Here is a 23,864-nt window from a genome sequence, read left to right as displayed (position 1 = left end):
TAGAGCCTTATTAGATCATAACTGGTTGGTCTGTAAGAGCTGCGTAGGTTTAGTAAGCAGAGCAGGCCTCGCCGCTATCCAAGCCACTGAGAGTGTGGTTATAACACATAGGCCAATCCCATAAATCACCCATTTAACATCAACCAGGACAGGTAACTTGAACATAAGTTTTAGAGCTACAGTCGTTAACAACAAAGCTATCCCTGTACCAGCAGTTCCTGAGACTAAAGATAAAACAAAGTTCTCTAACAAGATTGACCGTAATGTCTTACCATTGGATACTCCCACTGCTTTGATGATTGCAATTTCTCTGCGTTTTCTTAAAAGGCTTATCACAATTTGATTCCCGATGGTAAGTATCGCTGTAATGAAGGCAAATAAAGTCACTATAGAGAAGAATACACTTATCATACGTATCATTGAATTTAAGCTTTCGGAGGCTGTACTTGATACTGAATACGCCATAGCGGATGCTGGAAGTACACCGTTTAATTCAGAGAGTAAACCCGTAGTCAGGGTCCCTCCGTCAATAGAAAACATTACCCGGTTAGGCGCCCCATATTTAGACAATATATCTTTAGTTGTTCTCATACCTACTGTTTTTACGAACCCTGATTCAAAAAAGCCAACAATTTTGAAAGGAATCTTCTTTTCTCCCATTGTAACTTCAACTGTATCGCCTGTCTTAATTCCCAACTGTTGATAATCTTCCAATAATAATGCGGTCTTGTGCGATGAATCATCTTCTATAAGGTCACGTCCACCAATAATGGAATAGGACCTTGATGCAAGTGAAGGGTCAACACCTTCAATGCTCAATTTATTGGAAGCGAAGAACTTATTCCCGTCTGACTTTTGCTGAAAAAGAGAAGTTGCTTCACTTCCGTTAATTGAACTTAAAAGACCGTTCATCTGGACACCCTCTGTCCACTTTTTAATATCGAGAGATTGAAAAGCTTCCTTGACTGCTTCAGACTCTACTAAGGAGCTTGTGATGAGTAGATTTCCTTTGGCCTCGGTCTCTAACTGTTGACTGACAGACTGAGTTAAGTTATCAGCGAAAAGTTCGCTTGATACTGCTGATGCAACACCAACACTCAAGATAAGAGCCAATAGTCCGTATCGTTTTCTTCCAGATGATAAATTATGAAAAGGGATAAACCAACGAGGAGAGATGAGTTTCCTCATGCTTCCAACCACTCTGAAAATGAAAGAGAAAGCAGAAGAACATACCTTCACAAATATACTTACCAATATAATAATCAGTAGAATCCCTAAAAAAGATAGAACGACTCTAGAACTAATGGATTCGGTTGAACCCAGAAAAAGTGTTTTTTGTAAGTAGAATGCTACAACTAGCGAAATCAGTAATAATAAGAGTCCTCTTTTCCAAAAGCGTACCCGATAAGAAGGGATCTGATGGTTTCCTTCAAGCAATAGCTGCATAGGAGAGACGATGAGCATTCCTTTTAGAGGAATCCATGTTGATATCAGTGCCATTAGCATTCCTACTGCGAAGGTAACAATTGTGACTTTCCATGAAAACTCCCAAGACAACGGTATAGCTAACATTTTGCCTACGTAAGAAGTTAACCAAGTACTCACTAGAAGACCTGTTACTATTCCAGTAATAGTTCCTATCGTCCCGATAAGAATACCTTCTGTTAAAAAGGTACCGGCAACTGAGCGAGAGCGTACACCTATTGCCTTCATAACTGCAATATCGCGCATTCTAGTGCTCATTGCCTGCTTCATTGTATTTGAAACTGTCAAAGCGCTGATTCCCAGTGCAAGCAGACTGAACAATTGTAAAAGTAAAAGAAGGGTCTTGGCTTGAGCCAAGCTTTCGTCTGTCCGCTCTTTCGTGTCCGTTAGTGTAGCACTTGGCAGATGCTTCTCAAGTTCTGCTTGCCAAGAAGTCTTTGGTGTGCCCGCTTTCCAATGGATAAGAATTTCATTTGTGCTTCCGGCTGGAGCGTTTAGCAGATTAGCTGCTTCATTCAACGGAAGATAAGCAGCTCCAAAAATATCCGCATCTCCGTAAGACTCTTGAACATTAAGTACTAATCCTTTTACCTTGTACTCATGCAGACTTCCATCAGACGCGCTCGGCAACCAAATTTTTTCTCCAACCTTTACCTGTAGGCGATCTGCTGCATTATCAGCAAGAAGGACCTCATTTGCTTGAAGTGAACGGATGCCAGGATATTGATTTTCCCCATAATAAGGGTAAGTCTTCGTATCAATTCCCTTCAAGATCACGCTTGTTGTTTTATTTTTGGATTGCACCATGCTCTGTCCGACATATGAAGATGAATGGCTGTCGATTTCTCCCATGTCTTGGAATATATCATTCACTATATTGCTCTGTAGTGGCTTAAGGTAGGACTGGACTAATACATCCCCACCTAATAGCAGTTTGGCAGAATTCTCAATAGAACGTGGCGCCAATTCAGATAATAGGAACATACTAAAGAAACTTGCACTTCCAATAATGAGAGACAATATAGTGAAAATTGTTCTTAATTTGTTACGTAATAAACTTCTCCCGGCAGAGCTCAGCCATATCATCAGATATTCACCTTCCTTTACTCAGACAAGGATCCTCAGTTTCAACCCTTCCATCTCTAATGTAAATCACTCGGTCGGATTTTGAAGCAACCTCTGGATCATGGGTAGCAATAATGAAGGTCATTCTCATTTGCTGTTTTAAGCGGAAGATAAGGTCAAGAACTTTCTGTCCGGAATCACGATCTAAATTGCCGGTTGGCTCGTCAGCAATGACTAGAGAGGGCTTATTAATCAGAGCTCTTGCAATAGCGACACGTTGCTGTTGTCCGCCGGATAGTTGATTAGGCAGGTGCTTCATCCGATCGCCCATCCCCACAAGCTTCAACATTTCTTCTGCTTTTTTACGTATTTCACTATGTCGGGTGCCTTTGATGCAGAACATGGGAAGCATTACATTTTCAAGAGCGGTCATTGTAGAGATTAGATTGAAGGATTGAAAAACAAACCCAATTTTTTGTGCGCGATAATCAGAAAGTTTTTCTTCAGATAAAGATTCGATTGACTTACCCTCAAGTGCGATTTTCCCTGTACTAGGCTTATCTAGGGATCCCATAATCCCAAGCAGGGTTGATTTTCCGCTGCCGCTGGGTCCCATAATGCTTACAATCTCACTTTTGTAAAACTTCAGATTTATTCCCTTAAGAACAGATATTATGCCGGCTTCGGATTCGTACTCTTTGTTAAGATTTTGGATGGCCAGAATCGGTTGTTCTACAATCAACTGAATTTTCCTTCTTTCTGTTAATTTTTTTAATAAGTAATATGGTGAAATGAAGAATTAATATCACAATCACTATCAAAAGGCCTTTGAAGTTTGTCCAGTTCCAAGAATGAAAGAGGGAAGTAAATGAAAAAATAAAACGTAACATATACATTAAAGCAATGCTGAAAACAATTAAGTATAAAGAGGAATACGCTAAAAACACTTTCTTGTAAGTACTGCTCATATTGATAATATTTAATCTAAATTTCTCGCGGAAAAGTCGTTTCCTACATACATATCCCAATAATCCTTGTTTTACCAATGTAAAAGTTCTAGTATGCAGGTTGGGAATTCCGAGGATATCTGTAAGTACCCAGAAACCATCAAGACGTAATAATGGATTTAGATTGCTAATAATGGAAAGCAAAATAAAATGGTTGGCAGTAAATAGTATATTGCTCCCTGTTATTATAGATGATAATTCATATATAATAAATATCCATAATTGAAAATATATACCTCCAAGGTCGATCACTACTCGCTCTTTTCTACTTGCTTTCCAAGCATCACTCAAATCCACGAAAAGAACAGGGGCTAAAAAAAACAATCCGATCCCCATATCTCTTGGTTTAACATTATATTTAAAAGCCGCCACTGTATGCCCAAATTCATGGAATATAGCCGAAAACAAAATCATGAAAAAAGTAATAATCCAAAAAAGATAAGAACCTAAATCTGCTTTATTTGCAGAAAGACTTAAATTTATTATGTAGTTGTAGAGGGCAATACTCATAAGAACTCCAAAAATACAAATACCTTTTAAAGAAAAAAGATGCTGAAAGGGTTGGGAACAGCCTTCCAGTCGGCTTGCATTTAATAGTGGAGTACGAAAACGGATGGCCGAGGAATGTTCTGCTATTTTTTCGCTCCCTACAACGATACCCTTCTCAGTTAGAAGATGTTCTAATAAATATTGTAGCTCTTCTAAGCGTGGGGCAACTTCATATTTCTCTAATAATTGCTCAGAAATCTCTAAAAGCGACTTTTTTCCGTCCATACAGTTAAAAATGGTTAAAATCTTTTCTGTTACTTTCATTTGTAGACCATTGTCAAAGTGAACTAAATAGCGAGCCCCCTCTTCCCAAACATCCATTTCATGGATAATATAGGGTATCAATTGGGGATATTTTGTTGCTGCTATCGCATTCATAATTATCCCCCTCTTTCTTTAGACGGTACCCAATTCTTCGAAAAGGTGTTTATTATGTTTGATATAAACATCTATTGTTTCATTGGCATAATTACAATAGGGCTTTGTAATATCTCCATTCCTCATTAAATTGGCATAAGCACAACCACCACCACAAAAGAGAGAGATAGAGCATTCCGTGCATTCCTTGGAATCTGTAATTCCCCGGTCCCATTGCTGATGAGCTTCAGAATTCAGCTCATATTTTGGGAAAAATGATCCAACGGCGGTCTCTGCACGGCCTACAGAGTCGGGACAGGCATAGATAAGTCCTTCTGTCCCAAATGAATAGAAACGTTGTTCGCGCGCGCTGCATTCTTTAAAATGTGGAACACTAGTGACCCCCGAGGAAGTACAAGCATCCATATCGTCCATCCTGCTCCAATCAAAAGATCGGATCGTGTTTCTAATTCGTGAGGTGCGCATGTTTATCACTGATCCCAGTCTTGCGTTGTATTTATCAATAAAAGAATCCAAGTCGCCGAACATTTCATATAGGGCTATCAACAGTTCATGTTCAGGTAAGTGGTCGGGCATTGGTTCACTGAAGTGATTAGTAACAGGCGTGACTTGCCAACCAAAGTGGGGGAACTTATTCCAGCCCTTTTGTTCAATGAAATTAGCCAGTTCGACCAGATGACCCAGATTTTCTTTGTTAACATTTGTCCTAGTAGCAACGGCAAAGCCTCGTTCCAGGGCCATATCAATATTTTGGACTATACGATCAAATGTTCCTTGTCCACCAGCCATGATACGCCGTTTATCGTGAACAGCTTTGGGGCCGTCAAGTGAAATTTGAAAGAAATCCCATTGGTCACGGTAAGGTTGAAAAATATCTAAAAATTGATGCAAGAATGTCCCGTTAGTAATAGCGCACATACGGAAACCATATTCATTAACAGCACGTTCTACCACTTCTTTAACTGTATTTTTAGTCTGCGGAAGAAGTGGTTCTCCTCCATATAAAACCATACGATGTTGTGCTCCTATGAAGCGGCCACGATTTTCTTCCATTTTAATAATTTGAGTAATAGCTTCGAACATTTTGGTTATTTCATCTGAGTCTAATGCATGATTATGGTCATGAATTTGATGGCCTTGATAGCAATAGGGGCACCTTAGATTACAAGCATATGTTGTACAAACATTGAAGGTCATACCCCATTTACTCTTTGCCGTCATTTTTTCCATTGCATCTTTAACTTTAAAAAGTATTTGTTGTTCTTCTGCAAGGCTATGAAAGATATACCCTCTTTTTTTGAAAAAAGTAAGTAGTTCAACCTCATCTTGATTATCTCGTTGCAGATTAGTCTGTTCAATCCGATCTAGCCGTTCCTTTACTAGACCATCCACTACATCTACTGCTCCACTAAGAGAATTAATCAAGATATAATTCCCATTGTTAATAGGATGAATAGAATTATATGTGCTTTTGATCATGATTTAACCTCCTCGTATTGTGCAGCTTCCTCCTGCAATTCGTGTAGATATTGACCAAGCATGTTCTTTGCATCCGGACAACAAGGAAGGTCCAGATCTCCGTATGTTGATAAAGCTTGTGCAGCGCAGCCGCCGCCGCAAATCATTGCTGCAGAGCAGTCTTTGCATTTGGGTATTTGTAGAACATTAAAATTTCTCCATTGGTCAAAAACGGGTTCCTTCGTAAAAACAGGGGAGAACTGGCCGATGCGATATTCTGATTTTCCCACTAAATCCGGACATGCATACATATTATTATCAGGTCCAAAAGCATAGGTTTTTCCTTCAGTAGCCTCACAGTAGACAAGTTGTGGCGAAATAATCCCAACTCTATCTTGTAATTCAGGATCAAGTAACATGCCTGTCCGGAAGAAACGGAACATTTCAGGACTAAGGCCGATCTTCTTTTGTTTTTCAAGTTCTGTAAAGTTAGGGACGTGTCGGATTAAAGACTTTGCAATCTCATAACCTTTCATCAAAGTAGAACTCAGACCTAGACAAGTATGATCTGTTACAGGAGCAAAGGTTATTGAGAAGGAAGGATGCCCGAAGAAGCCGCATTGATGATAGTACTTTATTAACTCAGGTACAGTTTTAATATTAGTTTGATCTATATTAATCCGGATCATAACAGGGATGTTACGGTTTAATAATTCATTAACGCCTTGGTGTATCCGTTGAAATGTACCCTGTCCTCCAGATAAAAAGCGCCGACAATCATGTATTTCCTCAGGGCCATCGACAGAAACCATAACACTTAAACAATCGCGAAAGCGTTCTAAAATGTCGGCGTAAGCTTTCAAGTGATAACCATTTGTATTACAACCGATTATAAAATTTCGTTTTTCCGCTTCTTCGCAGATTTTTTCTACCATGTTCTTGGCGGGAGGTAAGAGGGGCTCACCTCCGAATAGGTTAATTAATCCTTTGTCCATTCCGCTTTCTTTATGCAGAATATCAATTGCGGAAAACGCATGCTCTATTTGTTCTTCGGTAATGAAGCGTGTACTCTCATGAAGCAAATGATCTTCAAAGCAATATGTACAACGAAAATTGCAGGCATAAGTCGGACAAATAATATAATGCATGAATTGATCATAATTCATGATTTGTGATGCTTGGTTTAATCGTCGCTCCTTATCTTCATTATTCTCAAAAATGTAGCCTCTCCTCAATAAGAACTCGATATCGTCTTCTTTAAGCTCAGGCGGGTAATTAGATAGTTCCCAACTCTCTGCTGAATCCAGTAAATCAAGCATTTCTGCAGAGAAAAAATCTACAGCACCTGTCAAAGTATTGATAACAAGGTTTTTTTCATCAAACTCATATCTTAAATGGTATTTATTTACTATCATGATATTTTCACCTCTATACAATTTTGGAATTATTAAAAAATATTGTTTAATTGTATAATTTATTGTGAATCACTTATATTGGGTATTAAAGAATTATTCGTAAAAAAAAGCCGCAGAGAACGGCTTTTTTCATCGACTCAAATTTGGAAACAACAATTCCAGCAACAAAGATTAATGCAGGCCATTTCGTCACGATTTTCCAATGTTTCTACCTGATCAAATAATTCTGTCCATAGATCCTTGTCGTCGTTCACGGAGCGAGTTTTGAATTGATTTTCACTCGACATATGTAAACCTCCTTTATATTATTTTTATCTAGAAGAAAGATGCTTTTAGATAAAATTGTTAACCCAAACCTAATGACATCCATTGATTCTTTAGATACCCTAATAACCCATTTATTTACAATGTTATTCTATAATTTTAAATCTACTTATTATGTGAATTTAGTCACAAAATCAAAACTCTTCCAAAATTTTCGAAATAAATGTATTAAATCTCAGTGAGGAATTTAAGTTGAGGGAATTCCTGCTCACTAGAGATGCGGTAAACTAGATGCCTTGACTACTAATATTTGCATTAAATATTACCTAAATCGTATTTATCGAGGAGGAAATAACAGGAACAAAATTGAAAAAGTATACCCTATAGCAGCACTGACCGGGAGGATGGCATGCAATTTCAACCAATTTATTATAATGGGGAATTATTTCTACCGAAGATCGAATTAAATATGACACCGAACCAATCGGTTGGCATCATAACGGACTTGAAGCGAAAGCAGCTTTTAATGAATCAATTAGGGGATCATTCCCAATATTATTTATTTCGGGCTGGGCAAAACGAGTATATGCGTTTAACGGTGGAGGAACTAATCACTTTTCTAATCAGAGTAACAGAGAGGAATGAGCGTACCGCTTCGTTGATAGATTATTTTGCTTTAAAAGAAGAACGGAAGGTAAAGATCAAGGATCTAAGCTCATCGAAAAGGATGTATGTGACATTGCTGCGTGTCTTTTTTGCGCATCAGCCTACACTTGTACTGGAGGAATCCTATTTTTACTTGGAAGAGCAAGATTGTCGTCAACTCAAACGGATTCTGGATGATCTTTCTCAAGAAAAGCAGATTTTAATTTTAACTTCGAATTTAGAGGATGCCCTTATTTCCTGTGATGCCATTTATCGGTTGAACGAATCGGGATTTCATCCATTGGATATTCGGGACTTCGACGAGGATAAGCAGGAAGTACAGAAACAAGACGAGGCCAATATAACCTTGCAGAAGATCTCTACCAAAAGAAATGATAAAGTGATTTTATTTAATCCGCCTGAAATTGATTTTATAGAAAGTGTAGAGGGGTCAATCCTTGTTCATGTGGGCGGTGAAAATTATGACTGTGCGTTGACGCTGACCGAGCTCGAGCAGCGATTATTAAATTTCGGTTTTTTTAGGTGTCACCGATCTTACATTGTTAATCTGCAAAAAGTAAGAGAGATTATTACATGGACGAAAAATAGCTACAGCTTGCGATTAAATACAGGTCAAGATGCCGTGGTTCCGTTATCCCGTTCAAAATTGCCTGAATTAAAAGCACTTCTTAACATTTAAATGGTACCATTCAGGCGCTTACAGCTACATTTCGGCGCGTTTTGATGGCAGGAAGCATGTAATCTGTATATGTTTAAGCCATCAACACTAAGGATGTGGAGTTAATGAATGTTATCCGGGTAGAACGTATCCATAAGAGATTTGGAGAAAAGGATGCGTTAGCAGATGTTTCTTTTTCAATTCCTAAGGGTGAAATTTTTGGTTTCCTTGGCCCGAGTGGCTCAGGCAAAACAACATTAATTAAGATTCTAACGGCACAGTTAAATCCGACAAGTGGACAGGCAAGTGTATTTGACCAGCCGGCGGAGATGATGCAGCAGTCTGCTCAGAAGATGCGTTTTGGCATTTTGACGGATAACAGTGGTCTATATGAGAGGTTAAGTATTGAGGAAAATCTGGAGCTGTATCGTAAGTTATATGATCTTCCCAAATCTGCGGTCGACAAGGTGCTGCAGTTTGTAAACTTAAGCGGGGAGCGCAAAAAGAAAGCTAACCTCTTATCCAAAGGGATGCGTCAGCGTGTCATGCTGGCATGCGCGATTATCCATGAGCCGGAATTATTATTCCTGGATGAACCAACTTCGGCTCTAGATCCGGTAAACACAGCACATATCTATAAAGGCTTACGCTACTTAAATGAGAAAGGAACTACGATTTTTCTGACTACGCATGATATGTCTGAAGCAGAATTGATATGCAACCGTGTAGCGATTCTGTATCAGGGTCAAATCCAAACCATCGGTTCACCGAAGGAACTTAAACGGCAGCACCGGGAGAACGTAATTAGTGTGGACTTAATCAATGGGGAAACCTACGAGCTCCCGATCGATGAGGGGGCGGCTGACCAAATCGCGGATTGGATGAAGCGGGGGCTAATTGACCGGTTAGAGACGAAAGAGCCAAGTCTTGGTGATATTTTTATTAAAATGACAGGAAGTGAGCTACTATGAGTATCTCATACAAATGTGCCCGGGCGATATTTGTGAAGGATTACAAAGAGTTTTCACGTAACTACGCACTGTCCATTATGCTGATTTTTCCTATTATTATCGCTCTGATTTTCAAGAGGGCAGGTGCGTCTTTACCTGGAGCCAGCGGTTTTCTTTTTAATAGTTCGTTTGTATTGCTAACATGTTTCGCACAAGCCTGCTTGATTGCGGAAGAGAAGGAGCGTAACACTTTACGGTCATTAATGATGACACCGGCTACAACCATGGATGTACTAATCGGTAAAAGCAGTTTGGTCTTTGTCATGTCTGCTGTTGTTCTCGCTATTTCTACATTATTATTTGGCTATGAGCCAGCTAATATATGGGCGTTTGTGGCAGTAATCATTCTTTCGATTATTCTGTACACTGCAGCCGGGACGATCTGCGGTTTATTCTCCAAGACGTTGCTTGAATCCTCATTATCTATACTCCCTGTGGCGTTCATATTTATGGGGGCACCGTGGGGAGAAGTACTAGTGAAGGATTATCCGGTCTTCAAAGTGCTGGATTACATGCCAAGCAGTCAGCTTGTGCATCTGCTGGGTCTAAGCAATACAGGTTATACGACGGGCGATGTAGTGAAACCACTCCTCATTAATTTGGCATGGACGGTTGTGCTAACAGTAGTGTCTGTCATTTTATATCAGCGGCGGTTGAAGGACGAGTAAGGGAGCTCTGAAGGGACTTTAGCCAGCCTTCGGTGGGTCTTTGGTAGGGTTGAAACAAGCGGCCGACTGAGACTATACGACGATTATTTTCCAATTGAGGCTGTGATGTTGTCATGACGGGGCCTGCCGGGTAATAAAGATGATTAGAACTTTCAAATTTGGCTGATTTTGGATTGGGAGCCAAGGAAACGGGGGAAAGATCATGGCGGCACAGACAGTATCAGGCATCAGCTCCGTACAGACCATTGCGGCCTACGGCGGTACACAGAGTGATGTCAGTTCTCTGGAGAAACAGCGAAACCGGCTGATGATGGAACTGGATAAAGTGAATGCGGCACAAGGAAGTGAGATGCAGACTCCTTATCGCAGGGAGCAGCTGCAGCGGCAAATCCGGCTGCTGGAGTCCCAACTGGTACAGAAAAGCGGGAGCAGTACCTCCGTAAATTTTGTGCCTGCTTCTCCGCTTCAAGATCACCTCCCCCTTTGGGGAAATGAAGGAAAGGGAGGCCTCAAGGGCATCGGCCTGACTGATCCCCGGACGGCGACGGTGGACGCGGAGGGTCATTTCGACGCGTTAATTTAGGCAAGCGAGCGAAGGTGCGGAAAGCGTCAGGTGATAAACTGACACTCCATAATCATGAGGCTAGCTAGCCGAGCTTCCCCCGAGAAGACCCGCAGCACGGTAAAAACAACAAAATAGGCGAGAGGGAAGCTTCAACACTTCCTCCTCGCCTATTTGTGTTCATGCAGTTGCTTAGGGTTCAACTATTTTATTCTGGTGTTCCTTGGGTTACCCCATGGATATACGAGAGCGTCGGGGAATCGACGGCCCCTTGTCCCGGATTATAGGTGAAGGAGTACTCGATGGTATCCCCGTGTTGCAGGTGATTTACAGGGTAGGTATAGCTACCGTTCCCTGCCGGGGTCATGGCTACGTTTAGCTGCCCACCGTTATTCAACTTATAGTGTAAGTCGGCAAAGGTTGCGCCGTTCACATAGAACAGCAGGTCGTCACCTATTTTCTTCAGGCCCCGCACCTCATCGCCGACAATGATAACACCGGATGATGCTGCCGGTACAACAGTGATGGTGGAGAGGGCTGTTTTATTACCGTCGGCTGTTGTAGCCGTTACGGTTGTTGTGCCTGGAGTGAGTCCCGTCACGAGACCGTTCGGATTCACGGAAGCGACGTTGGTACCTGATACGGTCCAAGTGACCTGCTTATTGGTTGCATTAGACGGGGCAACATTGGCGTTCAACTGCACAGTCTGTCCGACCTCCACCTGCGCAGTGGTTTGATTCAGAGAAATACCGGTAACCGGCACGTTTACCGGATTCTCGCTGTTGCCTTCTTTATAGACACGAACATAATCCACTTGCATTGTTGCAGGAATATCCGACGGATCTGGGGTATGACCGCTGTCGAAGTGCCCGCCGATCGCCAGATTCATAATGATGTAGAAGGGTTGATCGAATGGGGCGTTCGGATTGTTAGGTGCAGCTACGGAATACCATTGATCTCTACTGACTTTAAAGAAGAACTTGCCGTCCACATACCATTTCATATTATCTTCTTCCCAGATCATGGAGTACACATGATAATCATTGGCGAAGGTCTGACCTTCAGGGAAGTGATATTCACCAGCAATATATCTGTTTACAGGCCATTGTCCGCCAAAGTGTATGGCCCCGCTGGTCGTGCCGGGCAAGCGTCCTTTGGCTTCCATAATATCAATTTCCCCGGATGCGGCCCACGCTCCATAAGCGGCATCTTCCGGAAGCATCCAAAGTGCTGGCCAAACGCCGTTACCTGTAGGCAGCTTAGCACGAATATCTACTCTGCCGTACTGGAAGGACAGCTGATCTTTGGTGTTAATCTTGCCGGATGAGTACTGGGCATACCGGCTTGGGTCCTGTGGAAAGGATTTTGAATCGTTCAAAGCTCTGATATTCAGCTTTCCGTCCTGTACAAATACATTTTGTGTACTGTCTGTATAGTGCTGCAGTTCCGCGTTGCCCCAGCCCCAGCTATTCGGATCGTCAGTAATATAATAACCTTGTTCGTAGCTCCATTTGCTCGTATCGAGTGCTGTTCCGTTAAATTCATCCTGCCAAATGAGATTCATGCCCTCTATCGCCGGGTCGTTTGGTGTTCCGATGGCAATGTCATCATGATCGGATACATCCGGACGTGGGGCATCTGGATTACCAATAAAGGTATAGTTGACGTAATTGTTGCCGACACTTCCGCCCGCCTGTCCATTTAATGGATAGCCAATACGGATTTGCACATCCTCTTGGACAGGCTGGAACCAAAGCCCATAGATGTAGTCAGCCCAATAGCCCCACTGGTTGGCATCGGACATGTTGTTATAGCCATTGCCGGCGTATACAAATCCGCTCTGGCTGGAATCACTCATAGCAACCCATTGTCCGTTGATGTTAATTTGGTATACGTAATTTCCTAGTTCAGTGCCTATTGGAGCGCCCCCATCAATCTTAGGTAGCGGTACACCTATTACACCTTTTGCATCTGCGGTAAAGGTCGTTCCCTCATAAGGAGTTAAGACATATGAATTTCTTACAGGTTTATTAAAGGTGAGGGTATAAACGACGTTAGCCGTTGAGGTTTTCGATTCTAACTTGACGTTGATAGACTCTGTTACGGTGAACCAGTAGCCACCGCCGCCTTCGGTGAATTGTCCGAAGTTGTTATCATAGATCCAGCCGCTGGCTGCATTATTGTCAATATCAATCCATGTACTGCTGCTTACAGGTTTTACATATACCTTCAGATCTTCAGCTACGGCTTCATAGGTAACGGCCGGATCATTGTTGAAGGTAGGATAAGTAAAGCCTGCACTTCCTGTAAAGCCTGCTGAAATCTGCGGCCCTTGTGTAGGGGCCATAGCAGTAATGGTCGTTTTGTTTATGTTTTGAAATACCAGGGTGTAATCAAGTGTAACTCCATTAGCCTTGGAGAACAGCTGAATCTCCGTTGTTGCGGAGAGAGTGAACCAATAGCCATTCAAGCCACCGTCGCTCCAGTGTCCCCAGTTTTGGTTGTAGGTATAGCCGCCTGCATGGTCAATATCCACCCAGTTTCCAGCAACTTTTACTTTTACACCGACGTCATCGGAAACATCATTCCAGGTGGCAGAGCCCCCATTGAATGTGGGCATGACGAAACCATAGCTAGCTTGCCCAACCCCTGATTTTGAGATGACAGGACCGTCTGCCGCTGAAAAGTAAGACATAGAGGTAACTGTGGTTCCTGCTGCCTGCACCTTAGAAGTCGGCAATAGACCAACCCCAGCCAACAGTACTACTGCTAAGAACAAACTAAATACCTTCTGCTTAAAACCACTTTCCGTATTGTAAAGTCGTTTCATACTTGCCCTCCTTTAATAAAATAATGAAGAAACGAAACCGCTTACATTTAGGGTCATCTCTATTCTATCGAATATAATAATCAGCTAAAAGGTACAATTATTTTTGTTATAACCCAATTTTTTGGCTTTTGATTATTTATAGCGCTGTGTCACGGAACTTTTCCTCGCTGTCGTGCTTCCGGCGCATCATTTGCCGGTATTCTGTGGGCTGCATGTCCATGACATCCCGAAATGATCGTGTAAAACTTTTGTAGCTTTCATACCCTACCATGGTGGCTACCTCTACAATTTTATGATCGGTTTCGGCCAGCAGCCGCCGGGCTTTATCCAGGCGCACATCGCGCAAGTATTCTGCAAAGCCTTTGCCGATATTTTTTTTGAACAGGTTAGAAAAATAGGCATAATTAAGCGACACGTGGTTCGATACCATCGCGAGATCCAGGGGTTTATGATAGCTTTCGTGTATAAAGCGTATGGCTTCATTCAAATCTTGCGAGTTGCGATAGCTGCACTTATATTCATAATAAAATTGGTTCAGCCGAAGCAGCTGTTGTTGCAGCGCCTGAATATAATCGCGAATACCCGGATAATCGAATAGATTACGTAAACATTCGATGTCCAGCGCTTCTTCCCCCATGTACGGGCGGATCACACGCACAGATTCCTCCAGCATCTGTACAATGGCACGGCATAGCTGCTGTGTGTATTGGATGTGATAGCGTTGCAATGTATCTTTGTGAAATATCATAGAAATGCCTTGGGTGATTGTACCGCTGTTTTTGGTGCCGATTAACTGGAACAGGGCATATAACTCCTCATAGGGAAGCTCCCACTGCTGCTCCAGTCGTTCAATATGTGTTGGCAAAATGCAGCTCTTCTCTGGAAACAGGTAACTGTGGCGATAGAGCTCCAACGCTTGTGTATAGCTGCGGGGCAGCTCCTTCAATCCTTGCTGCGGGCTGGTCATGGCAGTAATGGCATCTATCTGTCCTGCTTTGAGGGCGGCCGGGAAGGCTCCCGTATCTACGGCCGCATCAACCGCGAGAATCAGGTACGGGCGGTGTTGCAGGCATATACACCCTCGTCTGCCATACACACGGTAGGCAAGGGATTCCATACTGTGGCTACTGTCGGCCCCCGGTTGGTTAATCCATAATTCCTCCCGCAGCAGACACAGGCGGTAATTACTCCACAACTCTGGATTCTGTTGCTGGGTCTGGAGAACCCACGCTTCATCAATCATTGCACCCTGCATGAACATACTCAGTTCTTTGCGGTCTGTCTCCCGGGCGCGGCGGGAGATATGCTCCATATTACGCGAGAGCGCCTGCCGTGTTTTTATCTCATTTGCTACATGTTCTACTGCGGTTTGCAGATCTTCACGTTTCACAGGTTTGAGCAGGTAGCCTTTTGCTCCAAGTTCGATGGCTTTTTGAGCATAGGCAAAATCACTATAGCCGCTAATAATCAGGTAATCTACCTCAATATGCTCCTGTTTGCTCTTCGCCATCAGCGTCAGTCCATCCATATCGGGCATCCTGATATCAGTAATCACCAGTTGGATGTTGTGCTGACTCAATATATCTAAGGCCTCAATTCCGTTTACAGCACAGTAAATATTGTCCAGCTGCAGCGGAAATTGGCGCAGCATCGCCTGCAGCCCATCACGAATGTGCTTTTGATCGTCCACAATTAGAATATTGATCATGCCCTACCATCCTCCAAGATTCACATTTTCCCAAGGCAAACGTATGGTTACACAAGTATAGGCACCCTGCACACTGTCAATCCAAAGACCGCAGTTCTTACCATAATGAAGCTGTATGCGCTTATGCACGTTCTCCAAGCCCAGTCCGTTTTTGCTGGTAACAATCGGTGAATCTGAGTCGCCCCGCAGCACAGCCTGCAGACTGGACAGCATTTCCGGGTCAACACCTGCGCCATCATCTCGTATCTCAATTAGCAGAAGGCTTTCATTTTCTACCGATACGGTAATATGGATACGTACGCTGCCGCCCGAGGGCGCTGCATGATGAACGGCATTTTCGACGATGGGCTGCATGCACATTTTAGGAATTGTATAACGCAGTACCTCCTGCGGGAGATCCGCCGTCAACTCAATGCTGCCACCCTCCATAAAGTTTATGAATCGGACATAGCTGTGTATGTTGGCAAGTTCTTCGCTAAGCGCAACCGTATCGCTGCGCCATTGCATGCTGTATCGCAGTTGTGAGCCTAAAGACACCAACGCTTCGGCGATAGCGGGCTGTTGCTGAACCTCCGCGAGCATACGGATGGATTCCAGCGCGTTATATAAAAAGTGTGAATTGATCTGCGAATGCAGCGAGTGCAGCTGTGCATTTTTGGCAATCAGCTGCTTATCTACCACTTGGGTCATCAAATGTTTGATTTCGTCCAACATATTATTGTAGCTGACGGCCACCTCGTCGATTTCGTCACCGGTTTCGTTTTTATCCAGGCCGGTATCAATTTTCGCATCCAGTTGGCCTTGCCGCACCTTGCGCATAGAAGCCAGCACCCTGTCGAGCCGGCGGAAAATGCGCCGAGTGGTATGTGAAACGAGCAGTAACATTAGCAGCAATACACACAATGTGATCGCTACTACGAGCAAATACCAGCTTCGTGGGCCTTTCATCAGCGCTTGATGAGAGGCAATATCCACTACATAGGCGTTCAGTGGGGCGATGTAGCGATACAACGCGTAGTAAGTATGGTCGCCTACCTTGACCTTAATGGGGCTACTCTGCTGCAGCACATCCAGCCGCTGGTGAATGCTACCTAGAATGTTATCCAATTCCTCACCGGCATTTTGTGAAAAGATATGCTCAGGATTGTATACAGATCGGGAAGAGTCGGCTCCATCCATCACTACAGAAAAGAAATCCCCCCCGCTATCCTCAAGCAGGTCACTGAAAAAGACGCTATGCTGGGCGCGGATTTCCATAATGGTAGGGAGTTTCTGCTGTTGCCCCTGAAGGCGTACCAGCCGGTAATAGGATAGCGTATGCTCTCCATCTTTAAAAGCAAATAAGCGGTATGCCGCACCGCCTTCCTCCCGAAGTGTCACCCAGTAGTCCTTCGGCCAGAACTTGTCATAATGGTAGATTTCAGGCCAAATCTCAAATAGGTTTGGATTATCGACATAGAAACTTAGCTCGCTGATCATCTCGTAGCTTTGAATGATATTATGCATTTGCTCAAATTGATTTTGTCTAAATTTTACGAGACGCAGGCCATCCCCGCGCATATTGGAGTGAATAAAATCTACAAATGCCTTTTGATTCAGCGCAGTAGAGGAAGCGTTCTCAATAATGCCCATTTTGCTGCGCAGTTGTTCGTTAATTCGTGAGACATGGCTGCTGCCGGTAGCCATAGCGTCCTTGTATAGCTGACTTTCCTGTGTGCGGATAAATAAAAAGGATACCACAATCGCAGGGATGGCAATCATCATGCTAAAAGCCAGAAACAACTTTTGGGAGATTCGGGAATTACGGTACAGCTTCCTCATTTTAGTCAGCAGATACTTCATTTAAGTAGCCTCCTACCCTTGTAATATACCATATATTACAAACTGCCCGGTAGGTAACTAGGCTGTTTTGTTAAATGGTTAAAGAAGCGAAAAAGGGAATACCGGCCACCCTTTCGGTGGCCGGCAGCAATCTTAATACGGGCATTATTACTCTGCCATTTTGGATTTTCGCACATCCAGTTCAGCCTGGCGGTATTCCATCACCTTGCCAAAGTTGTAATTCTCGCGGCGGTCAAGGAAATTGTCGAAGATTTTATCAAATTCAGCCTCATTTTTGGCCGTAATTAGCTCAGGGAGTACTTCCTCCCAATTTTGCGAAATACGGGACCAGGCTACCGACACATCAGAATCGCCCTGTGGGTCTAAGCCCTTATAGATACCGCTATCAATATCGGCCTGCTTATTGGCGAAGTCTTCCATTTGCTTAATGACAGGAGATTTCTCCGGTCTCCACTGGTTGACGATTACAGGGTTTCGCATCATCCAATAGGTATCCATGATGCCGTATTCTTTCTCCAGCTTCTCAATATCAGTGTCGAGTAATTTTACCATTTCAGGCTTCAGTTGCGGCTTGCCATCTACCATCTCCCATGTTTCGCCTTCCTTGCCAAGGAACAAATCTCGTTGGCCTTCTTCGCTGGCCAGATAGGTCAAAAAGCGGATGGCTCGTTCAGGGTTTTCGGTTGATTTGCTAATCATCGTCACCATCCAGCCGTCCATGTTGCCAGGGAATAACTTAGGGTTATCGCCCTTGCTGTTCTTTGGCCCATCGACTGCGATGTAGTAAGAATCCGGGTTGCCGCTAGCAGCCAGCATAGGATTGACAGCCGACATACCGGTCCACTCGCGGACCATCATGAAATAGCGGGCGTTGTTTGTTTTTTCCTCTACCTGAGTATCGGAATCCACCAGGAAATCCACATTAATCAACCCGCGCTCGTAAGCCGTACGGAAGGTTTTTAGCCAGGCAATATAATCGGGATCGGTAATGCGGTCGTATACTTTTCCGTCTTTCTCATGCGGAACGGCCAGTAGGTTCTGCAGATATTCGGTCATCCCGTAAGGGACGTTCCCTTGTGCAAAAAAGGGACTGATGGGCTGGCCTTTATATTGGGAGTACTTATCCTTTACCAGTTGCAGTGCGTTCAGAAAGCCCTCTGGAGTGCTAAGGTCCGGGCTGCCCATCTCCTCATACAGATCTTTCCGCACCAGGAAAGTCTGGTTGGCGGCCGTCATGCCAGTTTCATGCATCAGGTTGGGGCTATATGAATCATTCGGAACGCCATAGGTATTGCCATTTTCTTGACGATACCACTTCAGTGTACCGTCCCCGGCCACCTTGAAGAAGTAAGGATCATATTTGTCAGCTAATTCATTTAAGGCGTAGACATGATCGCCTTCCCACAGCTTTTTGACAGCGGTTTCCCACGAACCCATTGATATCAAGTCTGGCAGCTTGCCCGAGGTCATCATCAGGGTAATATGTTCATTGGCTTCACCGGAAGGTACTTCAAGCTTGATGTTTACGCCTGTTTTTTCCGTTACGTACTTGGAGGTCAAGCTGTCTCCCCAAGTGTGGGCATACCAGTTAGCACCTACGAACCAGGTCAAATCAACAGGGCTGGTATCCAGCTTCCATGCCGGATCATCGGGATTGAGCTTTGCTTCACTTGGCGGCTGTGTACTATCTGTAGGCTGTGGTGTCGGCTTATTTTCACTATTCGCTGAATTGGAACACGCGGCTATGCCTAGCATCAGGCTTGCGGCCAGAACGAGGGTCAACCCCGGCTTAATGAGATTACGTTTCATGACATAATCATCCTTTCTTTGCTGCTTCTGAATTTTTGAATACCAGTTTCTAGACACTCACACTCTTATCCCTTAATGGCGCCAATCATCACGCCTTTGACCAGATAGCGTTGAATGAAAGGATAGACTATCAGAATAGGCAGTGTGGCCACCATCATGGATGCAAATTTAATAGAGTTGCCGGGAAGTCTTGCGCCGAATTGCGCCATAGCTTGCTGCTGCATGAAGGACATAGAGTTCTCCGCAATGATTTTGTACAGTATGGTCTGCAGTGGCAGTAATTCCTGCGAACGGATGTAGATGACCCCCTGGTAATAATCATTCCAATGATAAACGGCTGAAAAAAGCGATATAGTCGCAATGACAGCCATGCTATTGGGCAATACGATTCTGAACAGGACGCCATAGTCTGAAGCACCGTCTACCTTCGCAGACTCCTCCAGGCTGTCGGGTATGGTGCGGAAGAAGCTCATGAAAATGACCATATTAAAAAAAGTGTACATAGAGGGAATGATGAATATCCAAAAATTATCATATAAGCCCAGCTTCGTCATCAGAATAAATGTAGGGATCAGCCCGCCTGAGAACAGCATCGTAACCAATGCGATTTTAAGATACAGCTTGCGTCCGATCAGATTAGACTTGCTCATTCCGTAAGCAATAATGGCGGTAAACAACACATGCGTTGCTGTCCCGATCACTGTGCGCAGAGTGGTAATGTAAAAACCGTTCATCATAGTCTTATCATTGAACACAACGCTATAGCTGGCCAGCGATAATTCTTTGGGAAACCAGTTGACGGTGCCCAGGGATGCCTGCTGCGGAGCATTAAGCGAGTTAATGAATACAAACCACATCGGGTACAGTGTTAAAAAGCAAACCGCCAGCATCAGCAGGGTGTTGCAGACCTCAAATACTCCAATTTGCCGAAATCTTTTGCGTCTTTCCATACCTCTGTCCTCTCCCTTCTAAAAAATGCTGTCGCCGGTTAGTTTTTTGGATGTGTGATTGGCCAAAAACAACAAACCTAGCGCCACAATAGAGCGGGCGAACAGGACGGCTGTTGAGAAGGAATGGCGCCCGGAGACCAACCCCATGTTGTAGATATACAAGTCTAGGCTTTCCGCCATCCTCATGTTCATATTGTTCTTCAACATAAAGATCTGCTCAAAGTTACTGCCGAGTATCCCGCTGACAGCGAGGATGAACAAAATAGCGATGGTGGGGCGTATGCTCTGAATGGTGATATGCCACATCCGCTGCCGCCGGTTTGCGCCATCCAGCTCAGCCGCTTCGTACAGCCCCGGATCAATGCCGGATATTGCCGCTATGTAGATAATGGCGCTCCAGCCGGTTTCTTTTAACGTATCGGTGAAAAAGGTGATCCACCAAAAGTACTTAGGGTCGCTGTTAAACAGGATTTCGCGTTCCTGGAACCCGAACGCCATCATCAACTGATTGATCACACCGCCCTCGCCCAGCCAATTGAGCGCAATGCCGCCAAAAATCGTCCAGGCAATAAAGTGCGGCAGGTACGAAATGGTTTGTACCGTTCGCTTAAATCGAAGACTCCGTATTTCATTCAGCAGCAAGGCGAACAAGATAGGAATGGGAAAACCCAAGACCAGCTTGATGCTGCTCATTCCCAGAGTATTGCGAATCGAACGCCAAAAACGCTCATCCGTCAAAAAATCCTGAAAATGCTTCAGCCCGACAAACGGTGATTCTAGTAAGGGTTTGGCGATGCTGTAGTCCATAAATGCAATAATGAGCCAGAACATAGGGATATAACAAAAGATAAACATCCAGATGATTCCCGGGATAACCATGCTTTGCAATTGCCACTGCTTAAAAAGCGCTTTCATTTGTTCCGTTCTGTATTGGAACATTTTCCGTGCCCCCTTTCTATTTCATCGTATGAAAAAGCGTATAGGAAAAAAAGCCCATGATTATCGACCCTATCCCATTTTTTTAGATTTGTTTGACCAGCCGCAAAAATTAAGTATGCTGTGATTAAATGAAGGGAGTGTGCAAAGGATGAATAAACCTATATGGGAACAGAATTTCTTAGATAGAAATGCCGATTTAAAGCTATGGAATGTCCGCCTTGGCAACGACTTGTTAGATAATGAGGGTAATCCCATAGACCCAGGTTGGGGCAACGGAGAGCAGCAGTATTACACGGATCATTCCAGCAATCTGTATATCGATGAATTTGGCTTAAACCTGTGCGCGCGCAGCGAATCCATTGAAAAGGATGGGCGCAATTTTGCATATACCTCGGCTCGTTTGGATACAAAGGACCATTTTTCCTTTTGTTATGGCAAGTTGGTTGTGCGTGCAAAACTGCCGGTAGGGCAAGGGGTATGGCCTGCCATCTGGTTGCTTCCGCAGGAACAGGCTTACGGGCCTTGGCCAGCTTCCGGCGAGATTGATATCATGGAAGCCAAAGGCCGCTTGCCTCAGCAAATATTCGGAACACTGCACTACGGAAAGAATTGGGAACATCAAATCGTTGAGGAGTTCTCGCACCATTTTGAAAGCGGAACCATTAATGAATTCCATGATTATGCACTGGAATGGAATGCCAGTTCGATTCGATGGCTGGTAGACGGACATTGCTTTGCCGAGCGTTGCTTGGAGCCAGGCATTATGCCCTTTAACGAGTCATTTTATCTGGTGCTGAACCTTGCAGTGGGCGGCTGGTATGACAATGTAGCGGTTGACGAGACTGCACTGCCAGCGGTGATGACGGTTTCAGGGATATGGCTGTATCCATAATTAAAAATTTTGGAGATGCCCTCTTTTTCGATTTTCAATACCTACATCCCATCTGGTAGAATAGGGAAAACCATATTTCTCTATATTCTAGTAACTTAATTATAAGCTTGGGGAGGTAGACTATGGACAAAGAACTAGTGGCACAGCTGACACAGTGGCATGAAGATGATGAACACCAGAAGATTGTAGACACTCTGATGGAGATTCCTCCAGCGGACAGAGATTACGAGGTAGTCAGCAGTCTGGCAAGAGCGTATAACAATGTGGGATGTTATGAAGAAGCCCTTGAACACTTCGCGATGATTGCGGAACAAGGGCAGAATGATTATCTGTGGCATTTTCGTGTGGGATATTCCTACTATTATTTGAATCGATATGAGGAAGCGGTGAGAGTGCTGAGTATTGCCCATGACCTCGATCCGGATGATGAGAACACGGCCATGTTTTTGAAATTCAGCCAGCGCAAGCTTCGCAAAGAACAAGACGCCGCAGCCAGACGGGCAATCAGAGAACAGCATAATGATTCGGGGACGACTGCAGCTCCTTTTGACGGGATGGATCTCTCCGGCTTTTGGGACGATAGCGATTATGCGCTAAAAGAATATGTTTCTTCTCCGCCTACGGATGAGCTGATTGCTTCTGTAGAAGAAGAACTGGGTTACAAGCTTCCTGCCTCTTATATCAGTCTGATGAAGCAGCACAATGGGGGAGTGCCTTATAATACTTGTTTTCCGACCGAGGACGCGACCTCATGGGCTGAGGATCATATTGCGATTACGGGCATTATGGGCATCGGACGCGAGAAAAGCTATTCCATCTGCGGCGATCTCGGCAGCCCGTTCATGATTGAGGAGTGGGGGTATCCCGACATCGGCGTGGTAATTTGTGATTGCCCTTCGGCAGGCCATGATGTCGTGATGCTGGATTACCGCAATTGCGGGAGGGACGGCGAACCCGAGGTAATTCATGTGGATCAGGAAGATAATTATGAGATTACGTTTCTGGCCCAAGACTTCGAGACGTTTATACGCGGCCTGGTGAGTGATGAGGAATACGACACCTCTGAAGAAGATAAAGAGGAGGATTTGCGCAAAGTAGCCGTAGGCCAATTCTCACCTTTGCTTGCGAAGCTGTGCAGCGATGTGTCTGAGGTAGATCAGCTTGAGCAGAAGATCCGTAAAGTCTGTACCCGAATCGTTGAAGAGAAGGGACACTTCTCCTTTCATGCGGATGAGCTTTCTACTCTGATGTACGATGTACAGTTCTGGCTGTACACAAGCTCTTATCCAAATACGAGCCGTCAACAATATCTGGATGTATATGAGAAAATGATCACTTTTGGCGGCGAGTTCGGGCAAGGAGGATACGCTCCGGGATGGATCTGCGACTGGCTGGATGGGCGAATACGGGAAGAGCTAATCGTCCAGGAAAACGGGGTGCTTCGCTTCACAGATCAAGCCCGCTCTGAGGTCATTGCACGGCTGAAAGCGGAAGCTGCAAAATAGGAGACGTTGATTCGGGGCTACTCTCCCGCACGGAGCTCGGTTGATCACAATCGTATTCAAGGGTCATCCCACAAAGGATGGCCCTTAAACTTGCCGTTTCAGACAGTGCACTCCGCATAATAAGCGAAAGAAAATTAAAGCGCTTACTCGTGAAGTATTTATATATAAATGTAATTATTAACATTTTTCGACAACATTCACCTT

17 protein-coding genes are annotated in these 23,864 nt (G+C 44.1%); 6 read left to right on the top strand and 11 right to left on the bottom strand.

Translation table 11 applies throughout. The features are described 5' to 3' along the window. Positions 1-15: 15 nt before the first annotated feature. From NSQ50_RS30585 to NSQ50_RS30565, 5 genes are read right to left on the bottom strand one after another with little or no spacing between them, the layout of a single operon-like run. Positions 16-2,571, bottom strand: a complete 2,556-nt coding sequence (locus NSQ50_RS30585; RefSeq protein WP_051491238.1) for an FtsX-like permease family protein — start codon at positions 2,569-2,571, stop codon at positions 16-18. Between the two features lie 7 nt (positions 2,572-2,578). After that, a complete protein-coding gene (locus NSQ50_RS30580) occupies positions 2,579-3,292 on the bottom strand; it encodes an ABC transporter ATP-binding protein (RefSeq protein WP_036682398.1) in 714 nt (237 codons plus the stop codon). Beyond that, positions 3,252-4,484, bottom strand: coding sequence for a hypothetical protein (locus NSQ50_RS30575; RefSeq protein ID WP_052097394.1), 1,233 nt, complete (start codon positions 4,482-4,484; stop codon positions 3,252-3,254). Before NSQ50_RS30575 ends, NSQ50_RS30580 begins: the two co-directional genes overlap by 41 nt. 18 nt (positions 4,485-4,502) lie before the next feature. Then, complete coding sequence (locus NSQ50_RS30570) at positions 4,503-5,963, bottom strand: radical SAM/SPASM domain-containing protein (protein ID WP_036682397.1); 1,461 nt, start codon at positions 5,961-5,963, stop codon at positions 4,503-4,505. Beyond that, positions 5,960-7,357, bottom strand: a complete 1,398-nt coding sequence (locus NSQ50_RS30565) for a radical SAM/SPASM domain-containing protein (RefSeq protein WP_076222418.1) — start codon at positions 7,355-7,357, stop codon at positions 5,960-5,962. The genes NSQ50_RS30570 and NSQ50_RS30565 overlap by 4 nt, the downstream gene beginning before the upstream one ends. Positions 7,358-8,030: 673 nt before the next feature. Here NSQ50_RS30565 and NSQ50_RS30560 point away from each other — a divergent pair. The 4 genes from NSQ50_RS30560 (at position 8,031) to NSQ50_RS30545 (ending at position 11,206) form a co-directional block, all read left to right on the top strand. Then, positions 8,031-8,966: a LytTR family DNA-binding domain-containing protein gene (locus tag NSQ50_RS30560; protein WP_076222417.1), complete on the top strand. Its 936-nt coding sequence runs from the start codon at positions 8,031-8,033 to the stop codon at positions 8,964-8,966. Positions 8,967-9,070: 104 nt separating this feature from the next. Continuing rightward, on the top strand, positions 9,071-9,916 hold the full coding sequence (locus NSQ50_RS30555; protein ID WP_038573911.1) for an ABC transporter ATP-binding protein: 846 nt from the start codon (positions 9,071-9,073) through the stop codon (positions 9,914-9,916). Then, positions 9,913-10,623, top strand: coding sequence for an ABC transporter permease (locus NSQ50_RS30550; protein WP_076222416.1), 711 nt, complete (start codon positions 9,913-9,915; stop codon positions 10,621-10,623). The genes NSQ50_RS30555 and NSQ50_RS30550 overlap by 4 nt, the downstream gene beginning before the upstream one ends. A gap of 202 nt (positions 10,624-10,825) precedes the next feature. Continuing rightward, complete coding sequence (locus tag NSQ50_RS30545) at positions 10,826-11,206, top strand: FlxA-like family protein (RefSeq protein ID WP_038573907.1); 381 nt, start codon at positions 10,826-10,828, stop codon at positions 11,204-11,206. Positions 11,207-11,393: 187 nt separating this feature from the next. Here the strand turns inward: NSQ50_RS30545 and NSQ50_RS30540 are convergent, their stop codons facing one another. The 6 genes from NSQ50_RS30540 to NSQ50_RS30515 all read right to left on the bottom strand — a co-directional run bounded on the left by NSQ50_RS30540 (position 11,394) and on the right by NSQ50_RS30515 (position 21,263). After that, positions 11,394-14,015 (bottom strand): family 16 glycosylhydrolase, encoded by a 2,622-nt coding sequence (locus NSQ50_RS30540; protein WP_076099765.1) that lies wholly within the window; start codon positions 14,013-14,015, stop codon positions 11,394-11,396. Between the two features lie 136 nt (positions 14,016-14,151). After that, entirely contained in the window at positions 14,152-15,723 is a 1,572-nt protein-coding gene (locus NSQ50_RS30535; RefSeq protein ID WP_076132881.1) for a response regulator transcription factor, read from the bottom strand. Between the two features lie 3 nt (positions 15,724-15,726). Continuing rightward, entirely contained in the window at positions 15,727-17,565 is a 1,839-nt protein-coding gene (locus tag NSQ50_RS30530; protein WP_076222415.1) for a sensor histidine kinase, read from the bottom strand. A 147-nt stretch (positions 17,566-17,712) separates the two neighbouring features. Continuing rightward, a complete protein-coding gene (locus NSQ50_RS30525; protein WP_340949885.1) occupies positions 17,713-19,431 on the bottom strand; it encodes an extracellular solute-binding protein in 1,719 nt (572 codons plus the stop codon). An 8-nt stretch (positions 19,432-19,439) separates the two neighbouring features. Further along, entirely contained in the window at positions 19,440-20,324 is an 885-nt protein-coding gene (locus NSQ50_RS30520) for a carbohydrate ABC transporter permease (RefSeq protein WP_076222413.1), read from the bottom strand. Positions 20,325-20,342: 18 nt separating this feature from the next. Continuing rightward, positions 20,343-21,263: an ABC transporter permease gene (locus NSQ50_RS30515; RefSeq protein ID WP_036682380.1), complete on the bottom strand. Its 921-nt coding sequence runs from the start codon at positions 21,261-21,263 to the stop codon at positions 20,343-20,345. Between the two features lie 148 nt (positions 21,264-21,411). Between NSQ50_RS30515 and NSQ50_RS30510 the strand changes: the two genes are divergently transcribed. Both NSQ50_RS30510 and NSQ50_RS30505 read left to right on the top strand, forming a co-directional pair. Next, on the top strand, positions 21,412-22,155 hold the full coding sequence (locus NSQ50_RS30510; protein WP_076222412.1) for a glycoside hydrolase family 16 protein: 744 nt from the start codon (positions 21,412-21,414) through the stop codon (positions 22,153-22,155). 122 nt (positions 22,156-22,277) lie between these two features. Then, complete coding sequence (locus tag NSQ50_RS30505; RefSeq protein WP_076222411.1) at positions 22,278-23,660, top strand: SMI1/KNR4 family protein; 1,383 nt, start codon at positions 22,278-22,280, stop codon at positions 23,658-23,660. Positions 23,661-23,864 lie beyond the last annotated feature (204 nt).

The organism is Paenibacillus sp. FSL R10-2788, assembly GCF_038003885.1.
Taxonomy (GTDB): Bacteria; Bacillota; Bacilli; order Paenibacillales; family Paenibacillaceae; genus Paenibacillus_AQ; species Paenibacillus_AQ odorifer.
This window is presented reverse-complemented; position numbering and strand designations above follow the sequence as displayed.

What these genes read in the sequence shown, in the direction of transcription:
- NSQ50_RS30585 (WP_051491238.1), bottom strand. Translation starts at nt 2,571, where the DNA reads ATGATATGGCTGAGCTCTGCCGGGAGAAGTTTATTACGTAACAAATTA.
- NSQ50_RS30575 (WP_052097394.1), bottom strand. Translation starts at nt 4,484, where the DNA reads ATGAATGCGATAGCAGCAACAAAATATCCCCAATTGATACCCTATATT.
- NSQ50_RS30570 (WP_036682397.1), bottom strand. Translation starts at nt 5,963, where the DNA reads ATGATCAAAAGCACATATAATTCTATTCATCCTATTAACAATGGGAAT.
- NSQ50_RS30565 (WP_076222418.1), bottom strand. Translation starts at nt 7,357, where the DNA reads ATGATAGTAAATAAATACCATTTAAGATATGAGTTTGATGAAAAAAAC.
- NSQ50_RS30560 (WP_076222417.1), top strand. Translation starts at nt 8,031, where the DNA reads ATGCAATTTCAACCAATTTATTATAATGGGGAATTATTTCTACCGAAG.
- NSQ50_RS30555 (WP_038573911.1), top strand. Translation starts at nt 9,071, where the DNA reads ATGAATGTTATCCGGGTAGAACGTATCCATAAGAGATTTGGAGAAAAG.
- NSQ50_RS30550 (WP_076222416.1), top strand. Translation starts at nt 9,913, where the DNA reads ATGAGTATCTCATACAAATGTGCCCGGGCGATATTTGTGAAGGATTAC.
- NSQ50_RS30545 (WP_038573907.1), top strand. Translation starts at nt 10,826, where the DNA reads ATGGCGGCACAGACAGTATCAGGCATCAGCTCCGTACAGACCATTGCG.
- NSQ50_RS30540 (WP_076099765.1), bottom strand. Translation starts at nt 14,015, where the DNA reads ATGAAACGACTTTACAATACGGAAAGTGGTTTTAAGCAGAAGGTATTT.
- NSQ50_RS30535 (WP_076132881.1), bottom strand. Translation starts at nt 15,723, where the DNA reads ATGATCAATATTCTAATTGTGGACGATCAAAAGCACATTCGTGATGGG.
- NSQ50_RS30530 (WP_076222415.1), bottom strand. Translation starts at nt 17,565, where the DNA reads ATGAAGTATCTGCTGACTAAAATGAGGAAGCTGTACCGTAATTCCCGA.
- NSQ50_RS30520 (WP_076222413.1), bottom strand. Translation starts at nt 20,324, where the DNA reads ATGGAAAGACGCAAAAGATTTCGGCAAATTGGAGTATTTGAGGTCTGC.
- NSQ50_RS30515 (WP_036682380.1), bottom strand. Translation starts at nt 21,263, where the DNA reads ATGTTCCAATACAGAACGGAACAAATGAAAGCGCTTTTTAAGCAGTGG.
- NSQ50_RS30510 (WP_076222412.1), top strand. Translation starts at nt 21,412, where the DNA reads ATGAATAAACCTATATGGGAACAGAATTTCTTAGATAGAAATGCCGAT.
- NSQ50_RS30505 (WP_076222411.1), top strand. Translation starts at nt 22,278, where the DNA reads ATGGACAAAGAACTAGTGGCACAGCTGACACAGTGGCATGAAGATGAT.